An 18,848-nucleotide genomic window follows, 5' to 3' on the forward strand; every position below is an offset into this window, starting at 1 on the left:
ATGGCACAACTAGAACGACTGCTGAAAATGGCAGAAGATGAGCTAACAGAGTACAGCACTGATGCTCGTAAAATAGAAAAACTACGGCGCAAAATAGGTTTGTCAGTGTCCGCAGCTGAACAGAGGCAAATCAAAGAGGCATTACTTGCTAGTAAGCAATCTTCTAATATGATTACTCAAATTGTGGAAGAACAAAGACAAGCAGCAGCTTTACCATTTTGGGGAATTGCTGGATTGGGTTTGTTATTCGGAATTTCTTTAAATCAACCTATAGGTTTGTTAGCTGCTATAGTTGGAACTGTATTAGCTTTTAGAATTCAGAAATGGGGTTGGCAATTACAGGCAAGTCGTCTATTGTTACAAACATTGGAAGACATTGAAGCGCGTATTGCCCAACCGAATAAGTAACAAAACAGATACATTTTATAAAGACATTTCTCTATAATTATGTATTTTAATATACAAAATTATCGACAAGTTACTTGATTGACACCTCGCAATTACTTAACAATTCCTTTGGGATCACCATAGCAAAAAAAATTAGATATTAGATTTAATTCAGATATTTATTCACATAATTTGCGTGCAATAAATGCTACGTGACCTTTTGACAGTAGGTATTCACCATAACTATGGATTGTTTCAACTTCAAAGCCCACGCGCTGGAGTTCACTTTCAATAGTTGTCGCTTCGTATAACCTTAAGTAGTGTACTTCGTCAGATCGTCTATAGTGTTCCCCTACCTTGCGGAAACTGATAATTCGACGAGTCAAAGTTATTTGTTGATCCTCTTCCTTTTCAACGAGTACTACCCAATCATCTCCTTCAGTGAACCCTTTACTTGTGGTTCCCTGTGCGACTTGTCCTGTTGTTGCAATGTCGAAAATGAACACACCCCCAGGAGTTAAGGCATTATATATGCGGTGGAAGAGTTGAACAAGAATTTGGCGATCGTTGTCTGAATCAAACAGGTAGCTGAGACATTCACCAATCGATGTGACAGCATTACACGGTGGAATATCTGTTTTGAATAGTGAATCGATTCGAAATTCGGCGTCCGGCACTCTTGGTCGTGCAATATTAATCATTGACTCAGAAATATCAACTCCGAGAACATGATAATCAGCCTTGATGAGTTCTTGCGCCCATAAGCCGCTACCGCAACCCAAGTCAACTACTAGTCCATTATGTATTTTATTTTCAGTCAAGATTTCTAAGATACCGGGAGCGGATTTGAGAGCGAAGTCACGGAAACCGTCATCATGAATAAATGCGAGGTCTTCTTTGTACCACTCATTCATAAAATTTATATCTGTATTCAATAAACTATTTTTTTAACAAATAGTAAAATTTTTGGTTATGCTTATTTTTAGATTGAGGACTATCTTTGGCATGTGACAAAAATTGTTTGGATTACAGAAATTATTATCCTTACTTATTGCCTCTTTACAGCAATTGTATAACTGGGTAAATGTGAGGCATCTGTTTGAGTTTTCACAAGTCGTAAGTCATTATCTATATATAAATGCTCAAACACTTGAGAAGCTACTAAGGGTGTTTTTGGAAATCCATTAGCATGATTTATTTCTATATTTTCTAATTTTAGAGCTTTAGGCGAAACCCCTTTCGAGGCGTTCAGTTGGACTTTATTGTTAACTACATGAGTAAACCAGTTGTAGACTGATTCTAAAGTTAAAGGAATTTCTCTATTTGTAAAAGCCTGAAATCTATCAATATTTTGAAGATACCATTTACCATTTTGAACTTCATATTTTTGGATCAGCATGAAATCATAAGCTGGTAATCTTGATTGAAAATTATCGGATAAAGACTGCTCTTTTCCCATTATATAACGAGCTACACTGGCACAGTAACCATCATGCTGAAAAATTTGGAAGGACTGCTCTTGTATTCTTTGTGGTAAACTTTCATGAAACGATATTGTAGACCAGATTGGTGTCCAAACACCCACTAAAAGCCGTAATTGCTCTGTAACACTAAAAACAGGATTCTGTTGGCTCAACTTTATAAAATAGGGAAGCAATTCAGTTTTATAAAATTTTATTTCGTCATTTAAAGCTTTTGAATTTCGACCTTGAACCCGTGCTAAAATTTCATTTTTAAATTTTAGTTTTTTTGGAGCACTTAATTGATTTTTCAGTAAGAGGTCGAACATTACCATTTACCTTTTTCTCATTTTTTTTAGATAACTTGGTTGCTAAGTATTAAAAACTGCTGAGTTTAGCGCTCATAAAGCTATCATCTATTCTTTTATCCTGTAAAAGCTAAAGCCTTTTTACCCCTCTTTTTAACAGTTTTTGGGTGCTTATCTGCTTGATATTAGTTATTTTAACTCACAAAGTGGTGTGATCCAGATCACTGTAAACTAAAATATAAGAATTCAGGAGTCAGAATTCAGAAGTCAGAATAGTTAAAGAGTCAACAGAATATTTGAGAATGAAGAAAAAATAAATTTCCAATCAGATTAAATTTCTTACCCATTCTGGCTTCTGACTCCTGGGTGCTGAATTCTGACACTAAAATATATATTGAAACTACTACACTATGGCGCACAGTGCAGTTTTATGCGCTTATTTGTGTATTTTTTGTTACTTAAAATTTGTAAATAATAAAAAGTGAAGAATCAAAATTTTAATCCTTCACTCTTCATACTTTATTTGATATTTCTACGATTCTCTTCCCGAAGCCCAGGTATCACGCCATTTTACAGTGCCTTCTTTGGCAATCACCCAACGGCGATTTACGAGATTTTCGCGCAGGGGCGATCGCCCTTCCCGCCACATGGCATATTTATAAGCAATTAGCTTACCAGTACTCTCATCAAAGGGAATCTCAGCAGACCAAGTATTGGTGTTGATATACTCTAAGGGATATGCTTTGCTGATATCCCAATTACCCAACTCTGGGCAATCTCCTGTCACCACAATGATTTCACCAGGTTGAGTCTGCACACCATTAAGTTGAACGCGCACAATTGTTTGTGCTTTAATCCGTTCGCCAACGTGGCTGAAAACAAGCACTCCGCGTTCTTCTAATACCAGATCATAAATCTTGCCGTCTTTCACCTCATACTTGTTGCGAGTTACCACGCAAGTATGTTCTCCATCGGGCAATTCTGTTTCTACTTCTGGTAGAGTAACTTCTCCTCCCCGGTTTAAAGCTACAAAACACACAGAGTCACGATAGCGGCGTACATAACAGTAAATATCTGCTGTTAAGTATTTTTGCCAGTGGCTACCCATTGACACGGCTGGATTTAGTCGCCGTAAGCCAGACAACAGTCTGATGCAACGATAAATCTCACTATCAGTATCCCAATTTTCCATCATCGGGCGGTTATACGGATCGTTACCGCCATCGGTGTCGTTATGCAGATATTGTTCTGTACCGTAATAGATACAGGGAATACCGCGACAGGTCATAATTAAGGCGATCGCAACTTTCAACATCGCTGGATCGGGGTTCAGCGATTGAAAGCGGGACATATCATGATTATCGATGAAGGTAATTAGTTCTGTTGCCCCTTTGTAGCGATAATCTTGGTCAAAAATGTATTGAATTGTCTGGAATCCCATTTCTGAACCTTGCGCTAGTGCGGCTCGAATTGCTACGCACAACCCAAAGTCTAGAAGTGTCATGCCTGAGTGGTTAGCAAATTCCACCGAGCGATCGTCAGTAGGATTACTATAAATCCATTCACCAAAAATGAATACATCTGGTTTGTGATTCGTCATATCACCAGTGAATTCTTGCCAAAACCAGATAGGCATGTGCTTGACAGTATCCACCCGCAGTGAATCTACACCCCGGTCTAGCCATTGTTTAATGGCTGATTTGATATACTGACGATATTCAGTATTGTTTTCATTAAAGGTTGCTAAACCAGATAGTTCACAGTTCTGTACTTGCCAATCGTCTTCCCAGTTTTGCACTTCGCCATAGTGGTGATACCAATGATTCACATCATCATTGAAATCAGCAATTTTAACACCATCATCATACAATTCACCTTTACTACCGCTAGTATCAGGGCTGCTATGGTTGCAGACAATATCTAGCACCAGCTTCATATTCCGCTTGTGCAGTTCTGTAACTAACCGATCAAAAGTCGTATTTTTTTCTTCTTGCGTAGCATTTAAAGAAGGATTTTCTCCATCAGCAATGTAGCGAGGATTAATCCGCTTAAAGTCTTTTGTCCAATAGCCATGTAGAGCGGCATTTCCAACAAATAACTCTTCAACCTGCTCAAACAGTGGAGTTAACCAAATGGCTGTCACTCCCATGTTTTTGAGATAATCTAATTTATCGATGACACCTTGCAAGTCACCACCCCAGTACTTACCCCAATCTTGTCTAGTTGGATCGTACAGTTCTGAGTTTGCACCTTCGCTGTTATCTGGATCGCCATCATAAAAGCGATCGACCACAAGAAAGTAAATGGTTTCCTGACGAAATTCAATATCTCTGGTGTAAAGAAACTCTAAATCAATCTCAGTATCTGATGGTGGTGTTTCTATAATAGCTTGTACTTTTTCTTGTGAAGAATCAACTTTATATTGATCTGGTGAAAACTGAGATGGAGGAGTTTGTACCATAAGAGAACTCAAAATTTAATGTGATTCATACTTGTAGACCAACAGTACAACGTTTTGAGTATTGTGTGTCGCTACAAACTTTGGTATTGTTACATCTGTCCCACGGTATAGGTATCTATCGGTAGCTAGTTTATAATTCTATCGATGGATGTAATTCATCTGCTAGAGGATAAAAATAAAGGAATATAGCAGATATTAATGATAACTGCTTGATAACAAAAATTTACAATATTTGATTAAGTTGACTTGCGGTAAATATTAAGCCTAACTTGTGTTTAAGTGTATATTCGATAACAGATTTTAGAAGACCTTAACTCTTTGAAAATTAACTGTAAATAAGATTTTGTTATACCTGACCAATAGTGAGTAAACTACCTGTTAGCTAACTTTTTCTCTAGAAGATTCGCTCCATTGGTACACTGACCATTGTCACTTTCAATCTGTTATTACTATCAAGGAACTAATTCAGGTAGCATTTATGACCAAATATGACAAGGTTTTTAACTCACCAAAGACATCAGAGGAATCACTGAGTCCAGAGGAAGCGGTGGCAGCGATCGCAACTGTCACTGCGATCGCTGATTCATTGATTGAAGATGTTGATGCAGATAGTCTAGCGGGTATCCTTTGGGAATTCGAGGTTTTTGAGGAATACTCAGAAGATGAAATCACAGAAATAGTTGATAGACTCATCTCCATTGCAGAAGAAGAGGGAATTGGGCCTTTGTTTAATGTCGCCAAAGTATCTCTCTCAGATGAATTAGTGCTAGATGGTTTTGCTGCTGGGGTAATAGTACTTTTAGACGATGATCTCGCCATCCCGAAATCGAAACAAGCTTACCTCAAAAAGCTACAAGCAGCCTTGGAACTTGAAGATGAAGAAGCAGAGGAAATCATTAAGGAGGTAATTGCAGCCTTTAAGGAAGCAGAAAATGAAGAATATGCAGACGACGAAGATGAGACAGTAGTCATAGAAGATTTTAGCGAACAGATATATCAATCTCCTTTAGGTAATTTTGCTGTGCCAATTCCGGTTGAGCCGGAGCAGGGAGGTAGAATCCAAAGTCAGGAAGGAGTCGTTGGTTTTTCTGATGACATTGGTACTCTATTGAGAATCGATTATTATCCTTTCCCTCTAGAACAGTTAGAGGAACTGGAGTCTGTTGGACAAGAAGAATATTTACAAACAATTTTAGTAGACAAGTATGTACCCCAGGCGATTTTTGCCAATGTCCCAGATGCTTCTGTGGAGTATACCGAATATTTAGAAAATACTTTGCGAGGCGCTTACTATGCATTAATCGATATGCCCAAAGGTTCAACGATTTCTAAGCAAGAAAATAATGGAACTGCGATCAGATTAGACGCTTACCGGGGGCTGCTCACCTTTATCAGTGGTGAATTTTTGTATATAGTTAGTAGTCAGCACAGCTTTATGAACGGCGAAACTCCGAATTCCGTTGAAGAAGAAGCTGAAGACATTAAGGAGAGTATTTTAGAGTTTGTTGAAACTATAGAGTTTACTTAGCGCATAAAGGGTTGGCTTTGTCACCCGCCTGGAACTAAACTTCAAGGCTACAAGCTAAAGTCTACTTCAGTAGACTAAGGAATGTGAATTAAATAACATCTAAATATAGTTTTTAACTTCACCCTGCTTTTGACAAAAGTCAAATCCCCTCTCCTTAGTAAGGCTACGGTGTACACACAAGTCTAATTACCCCCCTTAATCCCCCCTTATAAAGGGGGGAAACCGGAAAATCCAGTTCCCTCCCCTTATAAAGGGGAGGGTTAGGGTGGGGTAAAACCTTGGTCAATAAACTATTTCGTTTTCGGATGAACGCAACAAGCAAATGCGATCGCTCAACAAGCAAATTCTGTCGCTCAACAAGTAAATGCCATCGCTCAACAAGCAAATTCTGTCGCTCAACAAGTAAATGCCATCGCTCAACAAGCAAATGTGATCGCTTAACAAGCAAATTCTGTCGCTCAACAAGCAAATGTGATCGCTCAATAAGCAAATGCTGTCGCTCAACAAGCACGGGACTTACGCATTGAAAACCTGAAATCTCGATCCCCCCTAACCCCCCTTAAAAAGGGGGAATCTTAAAAGCCCCCAATTTATCGGGGTTGGGGGATCTCTTGTGCGTAAGTTCTAAAGCAAATGCGATCGCTCAACCTGACTTTTCACGGATGTGGAAAAGGGGATAGACTTTTGCAAGAGGTTTAGTATCCATAACTCATTAACTCATGTGATGTACATTTGAAAAGGGCGATGTCTGACGACAAGCCCAGAGGCAAAATGTCTCCGGCGTTTACGCTTGTGATTTTTCATGACTTTAACCCTGCTAAACAATCGCTATCAAGTTATTCAGGTAATCGGTGCTGGTGGGTTTGGCGAAACCTTTCTGGCAGAAGATGTCCACATGCCTTCTCGCCGTCGTTGTGTAATCAAGCAACTAAAACCGATAACCAATAATGACCCGCAAACTTACCAAATTATCCAACAACGGTTTGAACGGGAAGCAGCAACCTTGGAGTTTTTGGGTGAAAGTAGTAACCAAATTCCGAAACTCTACGCCTACTTTTCTGAGAATGGGCAGTTTTACCTCGTCCAAGAATGGATTCACGGGCAAACCCTAACAAAAATTGTCGAAGCCAAAGCATTTGAGAGTGAAACTGCTGTCCGCCAAATTCTTTTGAGTCTGCTTTCAGTTTTAGATTATGTTCACAGCAAAGGCATTATTCACCGGGATATCAAGCCTGAGAATATTATTCTCCGTTCTGTTGATGGCAAGCCAGTTTTGATTGATTTTGGTGCAGTCAAAGAAACAATCCGTTCAGTGGTGAATTCTCCAGGATACCCCACGCGATCGCTTGTGATTGGTACACCTGGTTATATGCCTAGCGAACAAGCCGTTGGCCGCCCAGTTTATGCCACTGATATCTACAGTTTAGGCTTAACGGCTATTTATCTGCTGACTGGCAAACACCCGCAAGAACTACAAACTGATCTCAAAACTGGAGAAATACTTTGGCAAGATCACGCTCCTCATGTCTCTTCCCAATTGGCTCAGGTACTCAATCAAGCAATTAAGCCTCATGCTGGCGATCGCTACAGCACCGCTAGTAAAATGCTACACGCTTTGCAATCTGCTAGTAATATACCTACTGAGTTAATTGCAAATACTCCCACAGTTAGTTTTTTTTCCACGACATCGAGACAAACTCAAGCCTTATATTCACCGCAAAAAAATTCTGCGTTAGCGAAGCTCACCGAAGGTATCGCACCATCTTCTTCTGGTGGAAACTGGCAAAAACCTGCTGTGATTGTTGGTAGTTTACTCATAGGCGGTTTGCTTGGTGCAATGGCAATTTCTAACATCACTCGTCAGCCACAACCAGAAACAACCACTGCCACAAATCCCACCCCCTCGCCAGAATCTTTGCCCACTACTGCATCTAGTGAAACGCCTGTTTCTTCCCAAACTTCTCCAGTCCCAGTGGCCTCACAACCAAAACGGCAAGTAATTCCCGATCCTTTGCCTACCTTTAATCCCCCAGTTGTATTCACACCACAGCCAGAAAAGGAACCTATAAGTTCAGATACTCCAGCACCAGTAGTATCCACACCACAGCCAGAACCAGAGAATCAGGCAATACCTGCTTTGGGCAATGCCAGCCCAGTTCCCACACCAGAAATGCGTTCCACGCCACAGAAGAAGCCGCGTAGTAAATTAGCTGCCACTACCAGCAAGCAAAGTGTTCCCGCATTCCCTACAGGTACGCCAAGAAACATCGTAGAAGCTACCCTCGGCAAACCAAATCGAGATTTAAGAGGCGCATGGGGTAATACCCGTGCTGTCGTTTACAAACTAGTGCCAAACAAAATTGACCTTGGTTACTTATTTGATCGTAATTCTAAAGTACTACGTCAAACTGAGGTATCTTTTGCCGAAACAGTAGACCCCCAAGTAATGGAGACTACCTTGAATGGAATGTTAGGTGGGCAAGCCACTGAAGATATAAAGCAGGGACTCAAACAAGTACAACAGCGTCAATCTGATAATTTTAATTTTAATAATGGCTCAGTTAAGGGTCAGATTATCCGCCAACAATGTGATTTTATTTACATTAGCATTTGGGATGAAAATTTACATGATTTTGTGAGTCCATCTACAGCCAAAAGGTGTTAATTTCCTGGGAAAAATTGTCCTCAAAATTTAGATTTTTGTATCCTATAAGACAAATTTAGGATTTAATAGAGTTAGTTATTAGTCATTAGTCATTAGTCATTAGTTAAATTATGAGTCGTAACTAAGTAAGTTGGTGCAAATAAATTGAGCCATGTTAACTAATGTAAAATTCTTGTAATCGATTGCGTAGTAAGGACTTCAGTCCTTCTTTTATGACTAAAGTTATTACTACAAACCTTTAATTATTTATGCCATTTTACTTAATAGCCAATTTCTAATCCCATTTTCAAAACTAATTATCAAATTCTTAATCTTCATAAAGTTATAAATACCATTATTAACTTTTTAATAATACTTGTCTCAAGTTCTACATTCATGTCGTAAAGTGCGATGGTAATTGTGTAATCTAAAGACAGCAAAGCTAATTATTCAATTGAGGTCTGATGACTCCTACAATCATGCGTCAGCTTTGGTCAGTGGTTGAAACTGCCCAAGCCAAGCTCCTCTTACAACTGGATGATGCTAGCTTGGTGCAGTGGTTAGTGAAACAAACCGAAACACAAGTGTTGTTAGATTCTAACGAAACTGATTATTTGTGCCACTACATTCAATCTCGGCTAGCCCTTATACGTGATATTGCCCATGAACGTCAGTGTTCATGATAGCAAAATCACGATAAATTAATTGATAGTCAAGTGTTATTACTATTGACTATTGGCTTTTGGGGAAAATAACCTTCCACTAAGCAATCAGAACCAACTACACGCCAACGAACACGTTCTAAAGACAACGCCTCAGTCATGGTAGTAAAACCTAAATCACCCACAGGTGTGGGAGCAATGTTACCACCAATGATTTTTGGGGCAATAAATGCCAAAACTTTTTGTACTGCTCCTTGAGCGATCGCACTAGCAGCTAGGGTTCCACCACATTCCCACAAGACGCTAGAAAAACCGCGCTCATACAAGTACGCCATAGCCTTATCTGGTGTAAGTAATGTTAATTCCACCACCTCCACTCCCTGCTTGAGCAACAGTTCTTGGAAGTCGGGATTAGCACCTTGCTCTGTCAACACCAAAGTTGGAGCATCCGCAGTTTGCCACAGACGGGCATTTTCCGGTAGTTTGAGATGGCGACTCATCACCACCCGCAGGGGATTATGTGCATCCACCTGACGGGTGGTTAAGTAAGGATTATCTTGTCGAACTGTATTACCGCCGACAATTATCGCATCGCAAGCCGCCCGCAGCTGATGTACTTCAGTGCGGGCTTCTTGGCTTGTTACCCAGGCGCTATGACCAGAGGTAGTAGCAATTTTGCCGTCTAAAGTCATGGCATATTTTAAAATTCCTAAAGGTCGTTTGTAGAGAATGCGATACACAAAAGCTTCATTTAGCTGATGACAAGCTGCTTCTTCTACTCCTACTAACACCTCGATCCCCGCCGCACGTAAACGGGCAATCCCACCTCCAGCTACCAGAGGATTGGGATCAACCATACCCACTACCACTTTTGCCACTCCTGCTTGGATCAATCCTTCTGAACAAGGGGGAGTACGTCCGTAGTGATTGCAAGGTTCTAGGCTGACGTATATTGTTGCACCACGAGCGCGATCGCCTGCTGCCCTCAAGGCAAACACTTCTGCATGAGGCTCACCTGCACGAGGATGAAATCCCTCGCCGACAATCTCGCCATCCTTGACAATCACCGCTCCCACTAACGGATTTGGCGAAGTCCGTCCTAAAGCACGGCGAGCAAGTTCCAAACACCGCAGCATCATGCGAGAGTCAAAGTCACTTCCGATCTTTTCCTTTGGTGGTGAATTCAATCCAACTGCTGACTCCACTAGATGTATATCCTGAGTGTAATTTGCTAAGGATGCATCTGCTTGAGCGATTACTGGGGAATTATCCATAATTTTAGGCAACACTGTAAATATTCTGCACGCGATCGCACAGCCTTTCCACAGGAGAATCGCGCTTGCTCCTGATAATTAAACAGAGTCAAATCTAGGCGCTATTATTTAGCTGTCTTAATTTGTATCAGCGTGTAATATTCACAATTATTCTTACAGCCTTTTTTATCTATTTGAACCACAATCTTCTGTAGGGTAGCACAGCTAGCTGTGCTACCCTACCATTTACAACGTCGCTACAAGTTCCTTTAAGCGATCGCGTCCATCGCGGAAGACGGGCCAACCATCCCCCACCAACACTGCTTCTACCCGACTCAGTTCTGCTAACCTGCGAACAGAAGCAACAGCCTCCTCTCGATTCAGCAGCTTGTCATCTGGCAATATAGTTAAACTACCTGCTTTACGTGCCCTGACTAAATCTCCTGTAATCAAAGTTGTCTCCTCCAGTAATAGAGCCAATTCACCGGGAGTTTTTGAGCCTTGGAGTTCAATTACCTCTAGTCCTGGGACAAGTTCTTCACCGTCAGACAGCCAGCGATCGCAAGGTATAGGGAAAGTATCTTTTTCTGCAACAGGGCCAGCTATTTTAGCATAAGTTTGATCGGCAATATCTTTACTTGCCCTGACATGCTCGGAATTCGTCAGCACAATCCAAACTACACCACCGAGGGATTTTAGATGATTCCAATCATGGTTTGATAGGGCTACTGGGTCAATCAAGATATTGCCATCTGGGCGAATCCAGGCAATCCCATTGAAATCAATATTTCTTGCCGGATTGAAATTAGACCAGCTATAGAGATCGGGACGGTGCAAAGATTTCATGATGATTCTGGATCAGTACTTTAGTAATTGACTATTAATATCAATAATTAAGTATATAGATTATAAGGTTGCATTCCCTCTGAATCTGGAATTTGAGTATACTACGATAAATTAATCGATATTATGGGTTTTATCTGGTTTACAGGAATTTACAGTTAACGGCAATAGAGATCAACCGAGGTACAGGGATGAGTGAGATTGTGCGCCAAAAAATATCAGCGAAGGCAGAACAGTTTACAGAGTCGGTGATTCGAGAAATGACGCGGGTGGCACTGCAATACGATGCGGTGAATCTGGCGCAAGGGTTCCCTGATTTTTCCTGTCCCTTGGAATTGAAACAGGCAGCAAATGATGCAATAGAGGCAGATGTCAACCAGTATGCTATTACTTGGGGCGATCGCCCATTTCGTCATGCGATCGCCAACAAAGTCCATTGGTATCTCGGCTTAGATATCAATCCCGAAACTCAAATCACCGTCACTTGTGGTTCCACAGAAGCAATGGCATCTGTGATGTTAGCGACAGTTGATCCCGGTGATGAAGTAATTGTATTTGAGCCATATTACGAAAACTATGGCCCCGATGCGATTTTAGCTGGTGCTATACCCCGGTATGTGACACTGCATCCCCCAGATTGGACATTTGATGAAGCACAGTTGCGTCAAGCTTTCAATGCCAATACCAAAGCTATTATTATCAACACACCCCACAACCCCACAGGTAAAGTTTTCACCCGTGAAGAACTCACCCTAATTGCTGAACTTTGTCAAAAATGGGATGTGTTAGCGTTCACTGATGAAATTTATGAACATATTCTCTATGATGGTACTCAACATATAGCCCTAGCAACCCTTCCCGGTATGGAAGAACGCACCGTTACTATTAATGGTTTATCCAAAACTTATAGCGTTACCGGATGGCGAGTCGGCTACATTCTGGCAAACCCCGAATTAACAGGAGCCATTCGCAAAGTCCATGATTTTCTCACCGTTGGCGCTCCTGCACCATTGCAACGAGCCGGAGTTGCTGCCATGCAACTACCACCATCCTATTATGAAGAACTAGCCAAACTTTATCACCAAAAACGAGACAGCATTTTACAGATTCTAGATCAAGTTGGCATTCCTTATTTCGTTCCCAAAGGAGCCTATTACATTCTTGCAGATATTTCCAAATTCGGCTACAAAACTGATGTTGAATTCACTTACCATCTAATTAAAGATATTGGTGTTGCTGTGGTTCCCGGTTCCAGCTTTTTCAGCCAACCAGAAAAAGGACATTCATTGATCAGATTTTGCTTCAGCAAAAGACCTGAGACATTACAAGCAGCGAGCGATCGCTTGCTTAAACTACAATTAACTTTACAACCAACATCGTAAGAGATATTCTTCAATTTTTAACAGTTATCAGTTATCAGTTGTCAATAAAGAATGATTTTTTATCCGATTCGTTAGAGTCCCCCACTTCTAAAAAGTAGTAGGTAACAGTTAGCGTCAGATCCCCAACAGTTACTGTGATAACTGATAACTGTTTATTGTTCACTGATTTAATCCCACACCCGACGCAAATTCAACACAAAACCTGGTAACACCGCTTCACCCAATAATTCAGCAGGATTCTCCAACACTTCCACTGCTAATCCCGGTCGATAAATTTCCACGCGTCGCTGCTGCGGATCGATTAACCAGCCCAGCAAAGCGCCATTGTCAATGTACTCCCTCATCTTAGCTTGCAAAGACCCAAGCCGATCTGAGCTAGAGCGTAACTCTACAACAAAATCCGGGCAGATATTAGCAAAGGTTCCTTTTTGTTCTGTAATGATTGCCTGCCAACGTTCTTGGCTCACCCAAGAGGCATCGGGCGAGCGAGTTGCACCATTGGGTAAAATGAATCCAGTCGAAGAGTCAAAGGCTTTACCCAGTTCGCCCGAATTACGCCACCACAAATACAACTCTCCAGAAATACTCCAATTGCGTTCTCCAGTTTCCCAGCCCGTTGGTGGGTTCACAATTAACTCTCCACGCGCGGTTCTTTCTAGTCTTAAGTCTCGGTTGGCTGCTGCTAGAGCTGCAAACTGTTCTTGGGTGACATACAATCCGATTGTCTTAGGCAACTCAATCAATAGGGTTTCGGTTTCTGGACTGGCGGGTGTCTGTACCATATTGACCTCTTACACAATAGGGATTTAAGTGAAAGATGCCTACCCTATTAACTAACACATTCTACACCCTTGTCTTCGCGATCGCGCCCTTAAAATAGTAAGTTAGGTTGAGCATATCAAACTCTGGAAGGTTCAAGAAGGCAGAGGGCAGAGGGCAGAAGGAACCAATTGGGAGGGGATTGTAACCCCTCCCAATTGGAGGCTCCCAAATCGAAGATTTGGGAGGGGCTTCAGACCCTTACTCCTTTCAGTCGTGGGCAGAGGCAGAAGACATTCCTTCTGCCTCCTGCCTTCTGCCGTCTGCCTTTCCCGGTGACAGTACACCATATTGGTTATATTTGTATAATTGGGACTGCAATGTGTATCTCTGCGTTCACTCCATCAAAATCAAGCGCAGGGGATCTAAACGCACATACCAAGGAAAAGCTTGGTCTTTCATCGTCGCCCATTTTTCTTTGAAGACTTCAGCTTGCAGATGATAATCTTGAGAACTCTTGCTAGCCGAATGTAGTTTGAGAAACAACGTCATCCGGTGAGGCGTTTCACTTGTTCGCACTAACCAGCAAGGAAAAGTATTTTCCTGTGATGAGTCGTTGGTAAAAATGAATTGATGGGCACGAATGCCGATGTGGGATAATTCGCTCTTGACTGGTTCAATTACTTTCAGGCTACAACCCCAATCAATCGCTTCTACTTGTTGCGATGACTGAGGAATCAGGCGGGAGAAGTTTTTACATCCGGTAAGTTGGGCGACACTAAGAGTACTAGGATGCTGAAAAATATCGTGTTTTGAGCCATAATGAACGGCTCTACCATGCTCCAATACCAATAGATTCGGGCAAATCCGATAAGCTTCTTCCATATTATGGGTGACAAATAGAGTCACACCTTGATAGTCAGCAAGAGTTTCTGTCATTTGCTGCTCTAATTGACTACGTAGATGGGTATCAAGTGCTGAAAACGGCTCATCTAAAAGTAATGCTTCCGGTTGACTTGCTAATGCTCTTGCTAAAGCTACCCGTTGTTGTTGGCCCCCTGAGAGTTGGTGCGGATAGCGATCGCCTAATCCCTGCAACTGCATCGCTATTAATTGCTCCTCTACCTGCACCCGAATACTTCCAGCCGATAGTCCTTTGGGCAAGCCAAAAGCGATGTTTTGCGCCACACTCATGTGTGGAAACAGAGCGTAATTCTGCACTAAAAAACCGATACGGCGATCGCGGCTGGGTAAATTAATTCCTTGTTCTGAGTCAAACAGAACTCTCCCATTTAAAACTATGCGCCCTTTTGTCGGCGTTTCTATCCCCGCAAGGCAGCGCAAAATCATACTCTTACCTGCACCAGAACCCCCTAACAATCCCAAGGGTTGCTCATCAGCAGTGAAAGCAACTTTTAAATCAAAGCTAGAAAGTATTTTTTCAATGTTGACAAACAATCCACCAGATTCAAAGCTAGATTGCGGAGTATAAATATTTTCTCTCCCTGCTCCCCCTGCTCCCCCTGCTCCCCTCCTCTTCTCCCTCAATTCTTGCCAGAAGTTAACTGCAATAATTCCAGATAGAGAAATCACCATAATTGCGATCGCCCAGAACCACGCCTCATTCATTGCTCCCCCTTCCACAGCAAAATAAATTGCCATTGGGATTGTCTGCGTTTGTCCTGGAATGTTACCAGCCAACATCAGCGTCGCTCCGAATTCTCCCAAAGCACGGGCGAAAGCGAGCATTGTGGCGGCTGCAATTCCGGGTAATGCTAAGGGAAAACTGACGCGCCAAAAGATTGTGGTTTCAGTTGCACCAAGGGTTCTGGCTACTCGTAGCAAATTACCATCTATTTGTTCAAAAGCTCCCAATGTAGTTTTATACATTAAAGGGAAAGAAACTACGGTAGCTGCGATCGCTGCACCATACCAAGTAAAGACGATACTGAAGTCAAAAGCCTCCATCAGTTTCCCTACAGGGCCATTTTTGCCAAAAAATAGCAGCAACAAGAAACCAACAACCGTAGGTGGTAAAATCAGTGGCGCAATAAAGATACTCTCAATCAACGATTTACCTTTGCCACGATATCCCAGCATCCAGTAGGCAGCAGCGATACCCAAGAAGAATGTGATAAATGTAGCAAGTAACGAAGTTTTGAGTGATATCCAAAGAGGCGATAAATCCAATGGCATAGTTGCAGAGGGAAGAATTAGCTCAACTAATTCCTAATTTACCAACTTTAATCAAAACATGTTGGTAAAAGTTGGTACATTACATTTATTGGAAAAATAAAAGCACAACAATGTTGTGCTTCTGTAGATCCTTTGTATTCAGTTCATTAGACCCTACCTCCAACCCCTCCTCGCTTGCGGAGAGGGGAGACAAAGCGTAGCTTTGGCGGGGTGGGGTTCAAATTGTTTGATTTATCTAAGAGGTCTATTGTGACAAAAAAATACTTTTTTAATTAGTCCAGCTGAGTGCTGTAGGCGCTAAAACCATAAGCCAAAGTTTCTTTTAAAGCATCTGATGGCTTAAGGCTTCTATTGATAGCATTAGCAAACGGCACTGGGATTCCTTTAATGGTTTCCGGCAAAATTGCATATTCTTGCGTTGGTTCGACACTGTATTCGGGACACTTAGCTTTTATCCCAGCAGTCGCTAACATTTCATTTATTTCAGCAGATGTATATTGCTTGAGATAAACTGGATTTCTCACAAATGGATTTAGCCTTCTGATAAAATTATGGATAATATGAGAAGGACAAGACTTGTTGTGAAAGGAATGATTAAAAACGAAAATTCCACTAGGTTTTAGTACGCGAGATATATCAGCCAGCAAATTTCTTAATTGTGCATCTGGGATATGCATAAAGACGCAGTTAGAAATTACCAAATCTATAGAATTATCTTCTAAAGGCATGATTTCAGCCGAATTACAAATTAAGTTAAATTCAGCTTCAGGAAAAAAATTGTATTCATGTTTAACCTTGATTAACCGCCGTAACAACGGTTCAGAAATATCAATTCCATAATATTTTTCGCATTTTAGATTTTTAGCTTTAGATAGATGTAAAGGTGCGCGACCATAACCACAACCAATCTCTAAAATAGAACCAACAGATTTATTCAATGGAAATTTGTTCCAAGTACCTCCAGGTGTGCCAGTTAATAGCGTGTAATCTTGCTTGATGGGCGATGTCTCTGCGAGTTTTTCAACTTTTTGGGAACCATAGTATGTTTTACCAATTGCGTCCCATCTTTTTTTATGTTGAGTGTTATTCAATTGTTCATAGTCGTTAGGAAAATAAATTCCATCTCGTAATTCAAAGTCATTCAAACTGGATTTTAGATTTGCTAATTGAGACATTATGATTATTCCTGATCAATAGTTAAGTCTGTTATCTGTTATACTCTTAACTCAGCATTAACCGCAAGCAATTTGTACTGAATTACTCCACTTTAGCCTTTCTCAAAGTCTATAACTGTTTTTAATTCAATGGAATATGGTTCGTAGGGTAGCACAGCTATGCTACCAAATGCCCCCTGCTCCCCTGCCTCTTTGGTTATCTGATGAGAACGGCAAGTTCGTATACATTAGTTGATATGCAACAATTGGAGGCTGGGATGGTAGAAGGGTCACAACAAAAACGGGTAGTAGTTGTAGGTGCTGGTTGGGCTGGTTTAGGAGCAACCTACCATTTGGCAAAACAAGGCTATGATGTGACGCTTCTAGAAGCAGGCCCCTATCCCGGTGGATTGGTGGCAGGTTGGCAAACAGCCGCCGGAAAATCTGTTGAAGCTGGCATTCATGGCTTTTGGTATCCTTACAAAAATATTTTTTCCCTAATTAATGAATTAGGAATTAATCCTTTTACTACTTGGACTCGTTCTTCGCAATATTCGCCAGCAGGTTTGGAAGTTGAATCACCAATTTTTCAAGACTTACCACGACTCCCCTCGCCATTGGGAACATTTCTCTACACTCAATTTAAGCGGTTGCCACTAATTGACCGTCTCAGCGCCTTACCTTTACTTTATGCTGTTGTTGATTTTGACAACTCTGATGCAGCTTGGCGGCGCTATGATTTTGTAACTGCCCGTGAATTGTTCAAAGACTTTAATGTTTCTGCAAGACTTTACCGCGATGCTTTTGAACCAATGTTATTAGTGGGCTTGTTTGCCCCTGGTGAACAATGTTCAGCCGCCGCAACTTTAGGAATGCTTTACTTTTTTATTCTGGCTCATCAACCAGATTTTGATGTAGTTTGGTGTCGAGGAACTGTCGGAGAAAAGATATTTCGTCCTTGGGTGGAACGTATCGAAAAAGCTGGTGTGCGAGTATTACCTAAGCGTCGGGTTACAGATTTAATTGTTGATAGTAATCATCGAGCCAAGGGTGTGGTTTGCGGTGATGAAGTAATTGAAGCAGATGCGGTGATTTTTGCAGTTGGAATCACAGGGATGAAGAAAATTATCTCAAGTAGCCCTAGTTTACAAAGCCATGAAGAATTCCGTAATTTAAGCAATTTAGGAGCAATTGATGTTTTAGCAACGCGACTATGGTTTGACCGCAAAATTGATATTCCTCGTCCTTCTAATGCTTGCTTTGGATTCGACACAACTACAGGTTGGACGTTTTTTGATTTGAATTCTCTACATGATGAATATCGGAATGAACCAGGAACGGTGATTGAAGTTGATTTCTATCACGCAAATCAGTTTCTCAATTTGAACGATGAGGAGATTTTAGCAATAGTTCAGGGTTATTTAGCAACTTGTATACCCGCGTTTCGGGAGGCAAAGATAATTGATAGCAGTGTAATTAGGCTACCGCAAGCGGTGACTCACTTTGCACCTGGTAGCTATCGTTATATGTTGCCCGCTAAGACAAGTTTTGAGAATGTGTTTATGAGTGGGGATTGGATTGTGAACCGTCATGGTTCTTGGTCACAAGAAAAGGCTTATGTTACTGGTTTGGAAGCGGCGAATCTAGTGGTGTCTTATTTGGGAGAAGGTCAGCCATCTGAGATTTTAGCTGTAGAAGAGGATGAACCGCATATCCAAGTGGCGCGATCGCTCAACCAAACTTTCCGCGACTTGAGCAAATCTATCCTACCTGAATTTTGGTTGCCCTAATTCGTAAGGACGCGAAGAGTT

Annotated in this window: 16 protein-coding genes; 6 read left to right on the forward strand and 10 right to left on the reverse strand. The window is 41.4% G+C overall.

The features are described from left to right. A complete protein-coding gene (locus tag RMY00_RS30730; RefSeq protein WP_322651148.1) occupies window positions 1–408 on the forward strand; it encodes a hypothetical protein in 408 nt (135 codons plus the stop codon). 158 nt (window positions 409–566) lie between these two features. Here RMY00_RS30730 and RMY00_RS30735 read toward each other — a convergent pair whose 3' ends face one another. The 3 genes from RMY00_RS30735 to RMY00_RS30745 form a co-directional block, all read right to left on the reverse strand. Further along, complete coding sequence (locus RMY00_RS30735) at window positions 567–1,301, reverse strand: class I SAM-dependent methyltransferase (RefSeq protein WP_322651149.1); 735 nt, start codon at window positions 1,299–1,301, stop codon at window positions 567–569. Between the two features lie 134 nt (window positions 1,302–1,435). Continuing rightward, on the reverse strand, window positions 1,436–2,176 hold the full coding sequence (locus tag RMY00_RS30740; RefSeq protein ID WP_322651150.1) for a hypothetical protein: 741 nt from the start codon (window positions 2,174–2,176) through the stop codon (window positions 1,436–1,438). 511 nt (window positions 2,177–2,687) lie between these two features. Further along, the gene (locus RMY00_RS30745) at window positions 2,688–4,616 is read right to left on the reverse strand and encodes an alpha-amylase family glycosyl hydrolase (RefSeq protein WP_322651151.1); all 1,929 of its coding nucleotides are present in this window, start codon (window positions 4,614–4,616) and stop codon (window positions 2,688–2,690) included. Between the two features lie 478 nt (window positions 4,617–5,094). Here RMY00_RS30745 and RMY00_RS30750 point away from each other — a divergent pair, with 478 nt between their 5' ends. Then, window positions 5,095–6,144 (forward strand): hypothetical protein, encoded by a 1,050-nt coding sequence (locus RMY00_RS30750; protein WP_322651152.1) that lies wholly within the window; start codon window positions 5,095–5,097, stop codon window positions 6,142–6,144. A gap of 282 nt (window positions 6,145–6,426) precedes the next feature. Here RMY00_RS30750 and RMY00_RS30755 read toward each other — a convergent pair whose 3' ends face one another. Then, entirely contained in the window at window positions 6,427–6,627 is a 201-nt protein-coding gene (locus RMY00_RS30755) for a hypothetical protein (protein ID WP_322651153.1), read from the reverse strand. Between the two features lie 319 nt (window positions 6,628–6,946). Here RMY00_RS30755 and RMY00_RS30760 point away from each other — a divergent pair, with 319 nt between their 5' ends. After that, a complete protein-coding gene (locus RMY00_RS30760) occupies window positions 6,947–8,809 on the forward strand; it encodes a protein kinase domain-containing protein (RefSeq protein ID WP_322651154.1) in 1,863 nt (620 codons plus the stop codon). Window positions 8,810–9,252: 443 nt separating this feature from the next. Then, window positions 9,253–9,471 carry a hypothetical protein gene (locus RMY00_RS30765; protein ID WP_109012126.1) on the forward strand — a complete coding sequence of 73 codons (219 nt, stop codon included), beginning with the start codon at window positions 9,253–9,255 and terminating at the stop codon, window positions 9,469–9,471. Between the two features lie 29 nt (window positions 9,472–9,500). Here RMY00_RS30765 and ribD read toward each other — a convergent pair whose 3' ends face one another. Further along, window positions 9,501–10,724, reverse strand: a complete 1,224-nt coding sequence (ribD, locus tag RMY00_RS30770; RefSeq protein WP_322651155.1) for a bifunctional diaminohydroxyphosphoribosylaminopyrimidine deaminase/5-amino-6-(5-phosphoribosylamino)uracil reductase RibD — start codon at window positions 10,722–10,724, stop codon at window positions 9,501–9,503. Between the two features lie 225 nt (window positions 10,725–10,949). Continuing rightward, entirely contained in the window at window positions 10,950–11,549 is a 600-nt protein-coding gene (locus RMY00_RS30775; RefSeq protein WP_322651156.1) for an MBL fold metallo-hydrolase, read from the reverse strand. 188 nt (window positions 11,550–11,737) lie between these two features. Between RMY00_RS30775 and RMY00_RS30780 the strand changes: the two genes are divergently transcribed. Further along, window positions 11,738–12,928, forward strand: coding sequence for a pyridoxal phosphate-dependent aminotransferase (locus RMY00_RS30780; RefSeq protein WP_322651157.1), 1,191 nt, complete (start codon window positions 11,738–11,740; stop codon window positions 12,926–12,928). A 34-nt stretch (window positions 12,929–12,962) separates the two neighbouring features. Here RMY00_RS30780 and RMY00_RS30785 read toward each other — a convergent pair whose 3' ends face one another. The 4 genes from RMY00_RS30785 to RMY00_RS30800 all read right to left on the reverse strand — a co-directional run bounded on the left by RMY00_RS30785 (window position 12,963) and on the right by RMY00_RS30800 (window position 17,058). Next, window positions 12,963–13,091 carry a hypothetical protein gene (locus RMY00_RS30785; RefSeq protein ID WP_322651158.1) on the reverse strand — a complete coding sequence of 43 codons (129 nt, stop codon included), beginning with the start codon at window positions 13,089–13,091 and terminating at the stop codon, window positions 12,963–12,965. A gap of 4 nt (window positions 13,092–13,095) precedes the next feature. Further along, window positions 13,096–13,710, reverse strand: a complete 615-nt coding sequence (locus RMY00_RS30790; protein ID WP_322651159.1) for a Uma2 family endonuclease — start codon at window positions 13,708–13,710, stop codon at window positions 13,096–13,098. Window positions 13,711–14,083: 373 nt separating this feature from the next. After that, on the reverse strand, window positions 14,084–15,883 hold the full coding sequence (modB, locus tag RMY00_RS30795) for a molybdate ABC transporter permease subunit (protein WP_322651160.1): 1,800 nt from the start codon (window positions 15,881–15,883) through the stop codon (window positions 14,084–14,086). Window positions 15,884–16,155: 272 nt separating this feature from the next. After that, entirely contained in the window at window positions 16,156–17,058 is a 903-nt protein-coding gene (locus RMY00_RS30800; protein WP_322651161.1) for a class I SAM-dependent methyltransferase, read from the reverse strand. A 257-nt stretch (window positions 17,059–17,315) separates the two neighbouring features. Between RMY00_RS30800 and RMY00_RS30805 the strand changes: the two genes are divergently transcribed. Continuing rightward, window positions 17,316–18,827, forward strand: a complete 1,512-nt coding sequence (locus RMY00_RS30805; RefSeq protein ID WP_322651183.1) for a hydroxysqualene dehydroxylase — start codon at window positions 17,316–17,318, stop codon at window positions 18,825–18,827. The last annotated feature ends 21 nt before the right edge of the window (window positions 18,828–18,848 follow it).

It is taken from the genome of Nostoc sp. ChiVER01 (genome assembly GCF_034531155.1).
In the GTDB taxonomy this organism is placed as follows: Bacteria; Cyanobacteriota; Cyanobacteriia; order Cyanobacteriales; family Nostocaceae; genus Nostoc.

Excerpts from the sequence above, each read along its gene's own strand:
- RMY00_RS30730 (WP_322651148.1), top strand. The coding sequence starts at position 1 with ATGGCACAACTAGAACGACTGCTGAAAATGGCAGAAGATGAGCTAACA.
- RMY00_RS30735 (WP_322651149.1), bottom strand. The coding sequence starts at position 1,301 with ATGAATGAGTGGTACAAAGAAGACCTCGCATTTATTCATGATGACGGT.
- RMY00_RS30740 (WP_322651150.1), bottom strand. The coding sequence starts at position 2,176 with ATGTTCGACCTCTTACTGAAAAATCAATTAAGTGCTCCAAAAAAACTA.
- RMY00_RS30745 (WP_322651151.1), bottom strand. The coding sequence starts at position 4,616 with ATGGTACAAACTCCTCCATCTCAGTTTTCACCAGATCAATATAAAGTT.
- RMY00_RS30750 (WP_322651152.1), top strand. The coding sequence starts at position 5,095 with ATGACCAAATATGACAAGGTTTTTAACTCACCAAAGACATCAGAGGAA.
- RMY00_RS30760 (WP_322651154.1), top strand. The coding sequence starts at position 6,947 with ATGACTTTAACCCTGCTAAACAATCGCTATCAAGTTATTCAGGTAATC.
- RMY00_RS30765 (WP_109012126.1), top strand. The coding sequence starts at position 9,253 with ATGACTCCTACAATCATGCGTCAGCTTTGGTCAGTGGTTGAAACTGCC.
- ribD (WP_322651155.1), bottom strand. The coding sequence starts at position 10,724 with ATGGATAATTCCCCAGTAATCGCTCAAGCAGATGCATCCTTAGCAAAT.
- RMY00_RS30775 (WP_322651156.1), bottom strand. The coding sequence starts at position 11,549 with ATGAAATCTTTGCACCGTCCCGATCTCTATAGCTGGTCTAATTTCAAT.
- RMY00_RS30780 (WP_322651157.1), top strand. The coding sequence starts at position 11,738 with ATGAGTGAGATTGTGCGCCAAAAAATATCAGCGAAGGCAGAACAGTTT.
- RMY00_RS30790 (WP_322651159.1), bottom strand. The coding sequence starts at position 13,710 with ATGGTACAGACACCCGCCAGTCCAGAAACCGAAACCCTATTGATTGAG.
- modB (WP_322651160.1), bottom strand. The coding sequence starts at position 15,883 with ATGCCATTGGATTTATCGCCTCTTTGGATATCACTCAAAACTTCGTTA.
- RMY00_RS30800 (WP_322651161.1), bottom strand. The coding sequence starts at position 17,058 with ATGTCTCAATTAGCAAATCTAAAATCCAGTTTGAATGACTTTGAATTA.
- RMY00_RS30805 (WP_322651183.1), top strand. The coding sequence starts at position 17,316 with ATGGTAGAAGGGTCACAACAAAAACGGGTAGTAGTTGTAGGTGCTGGT.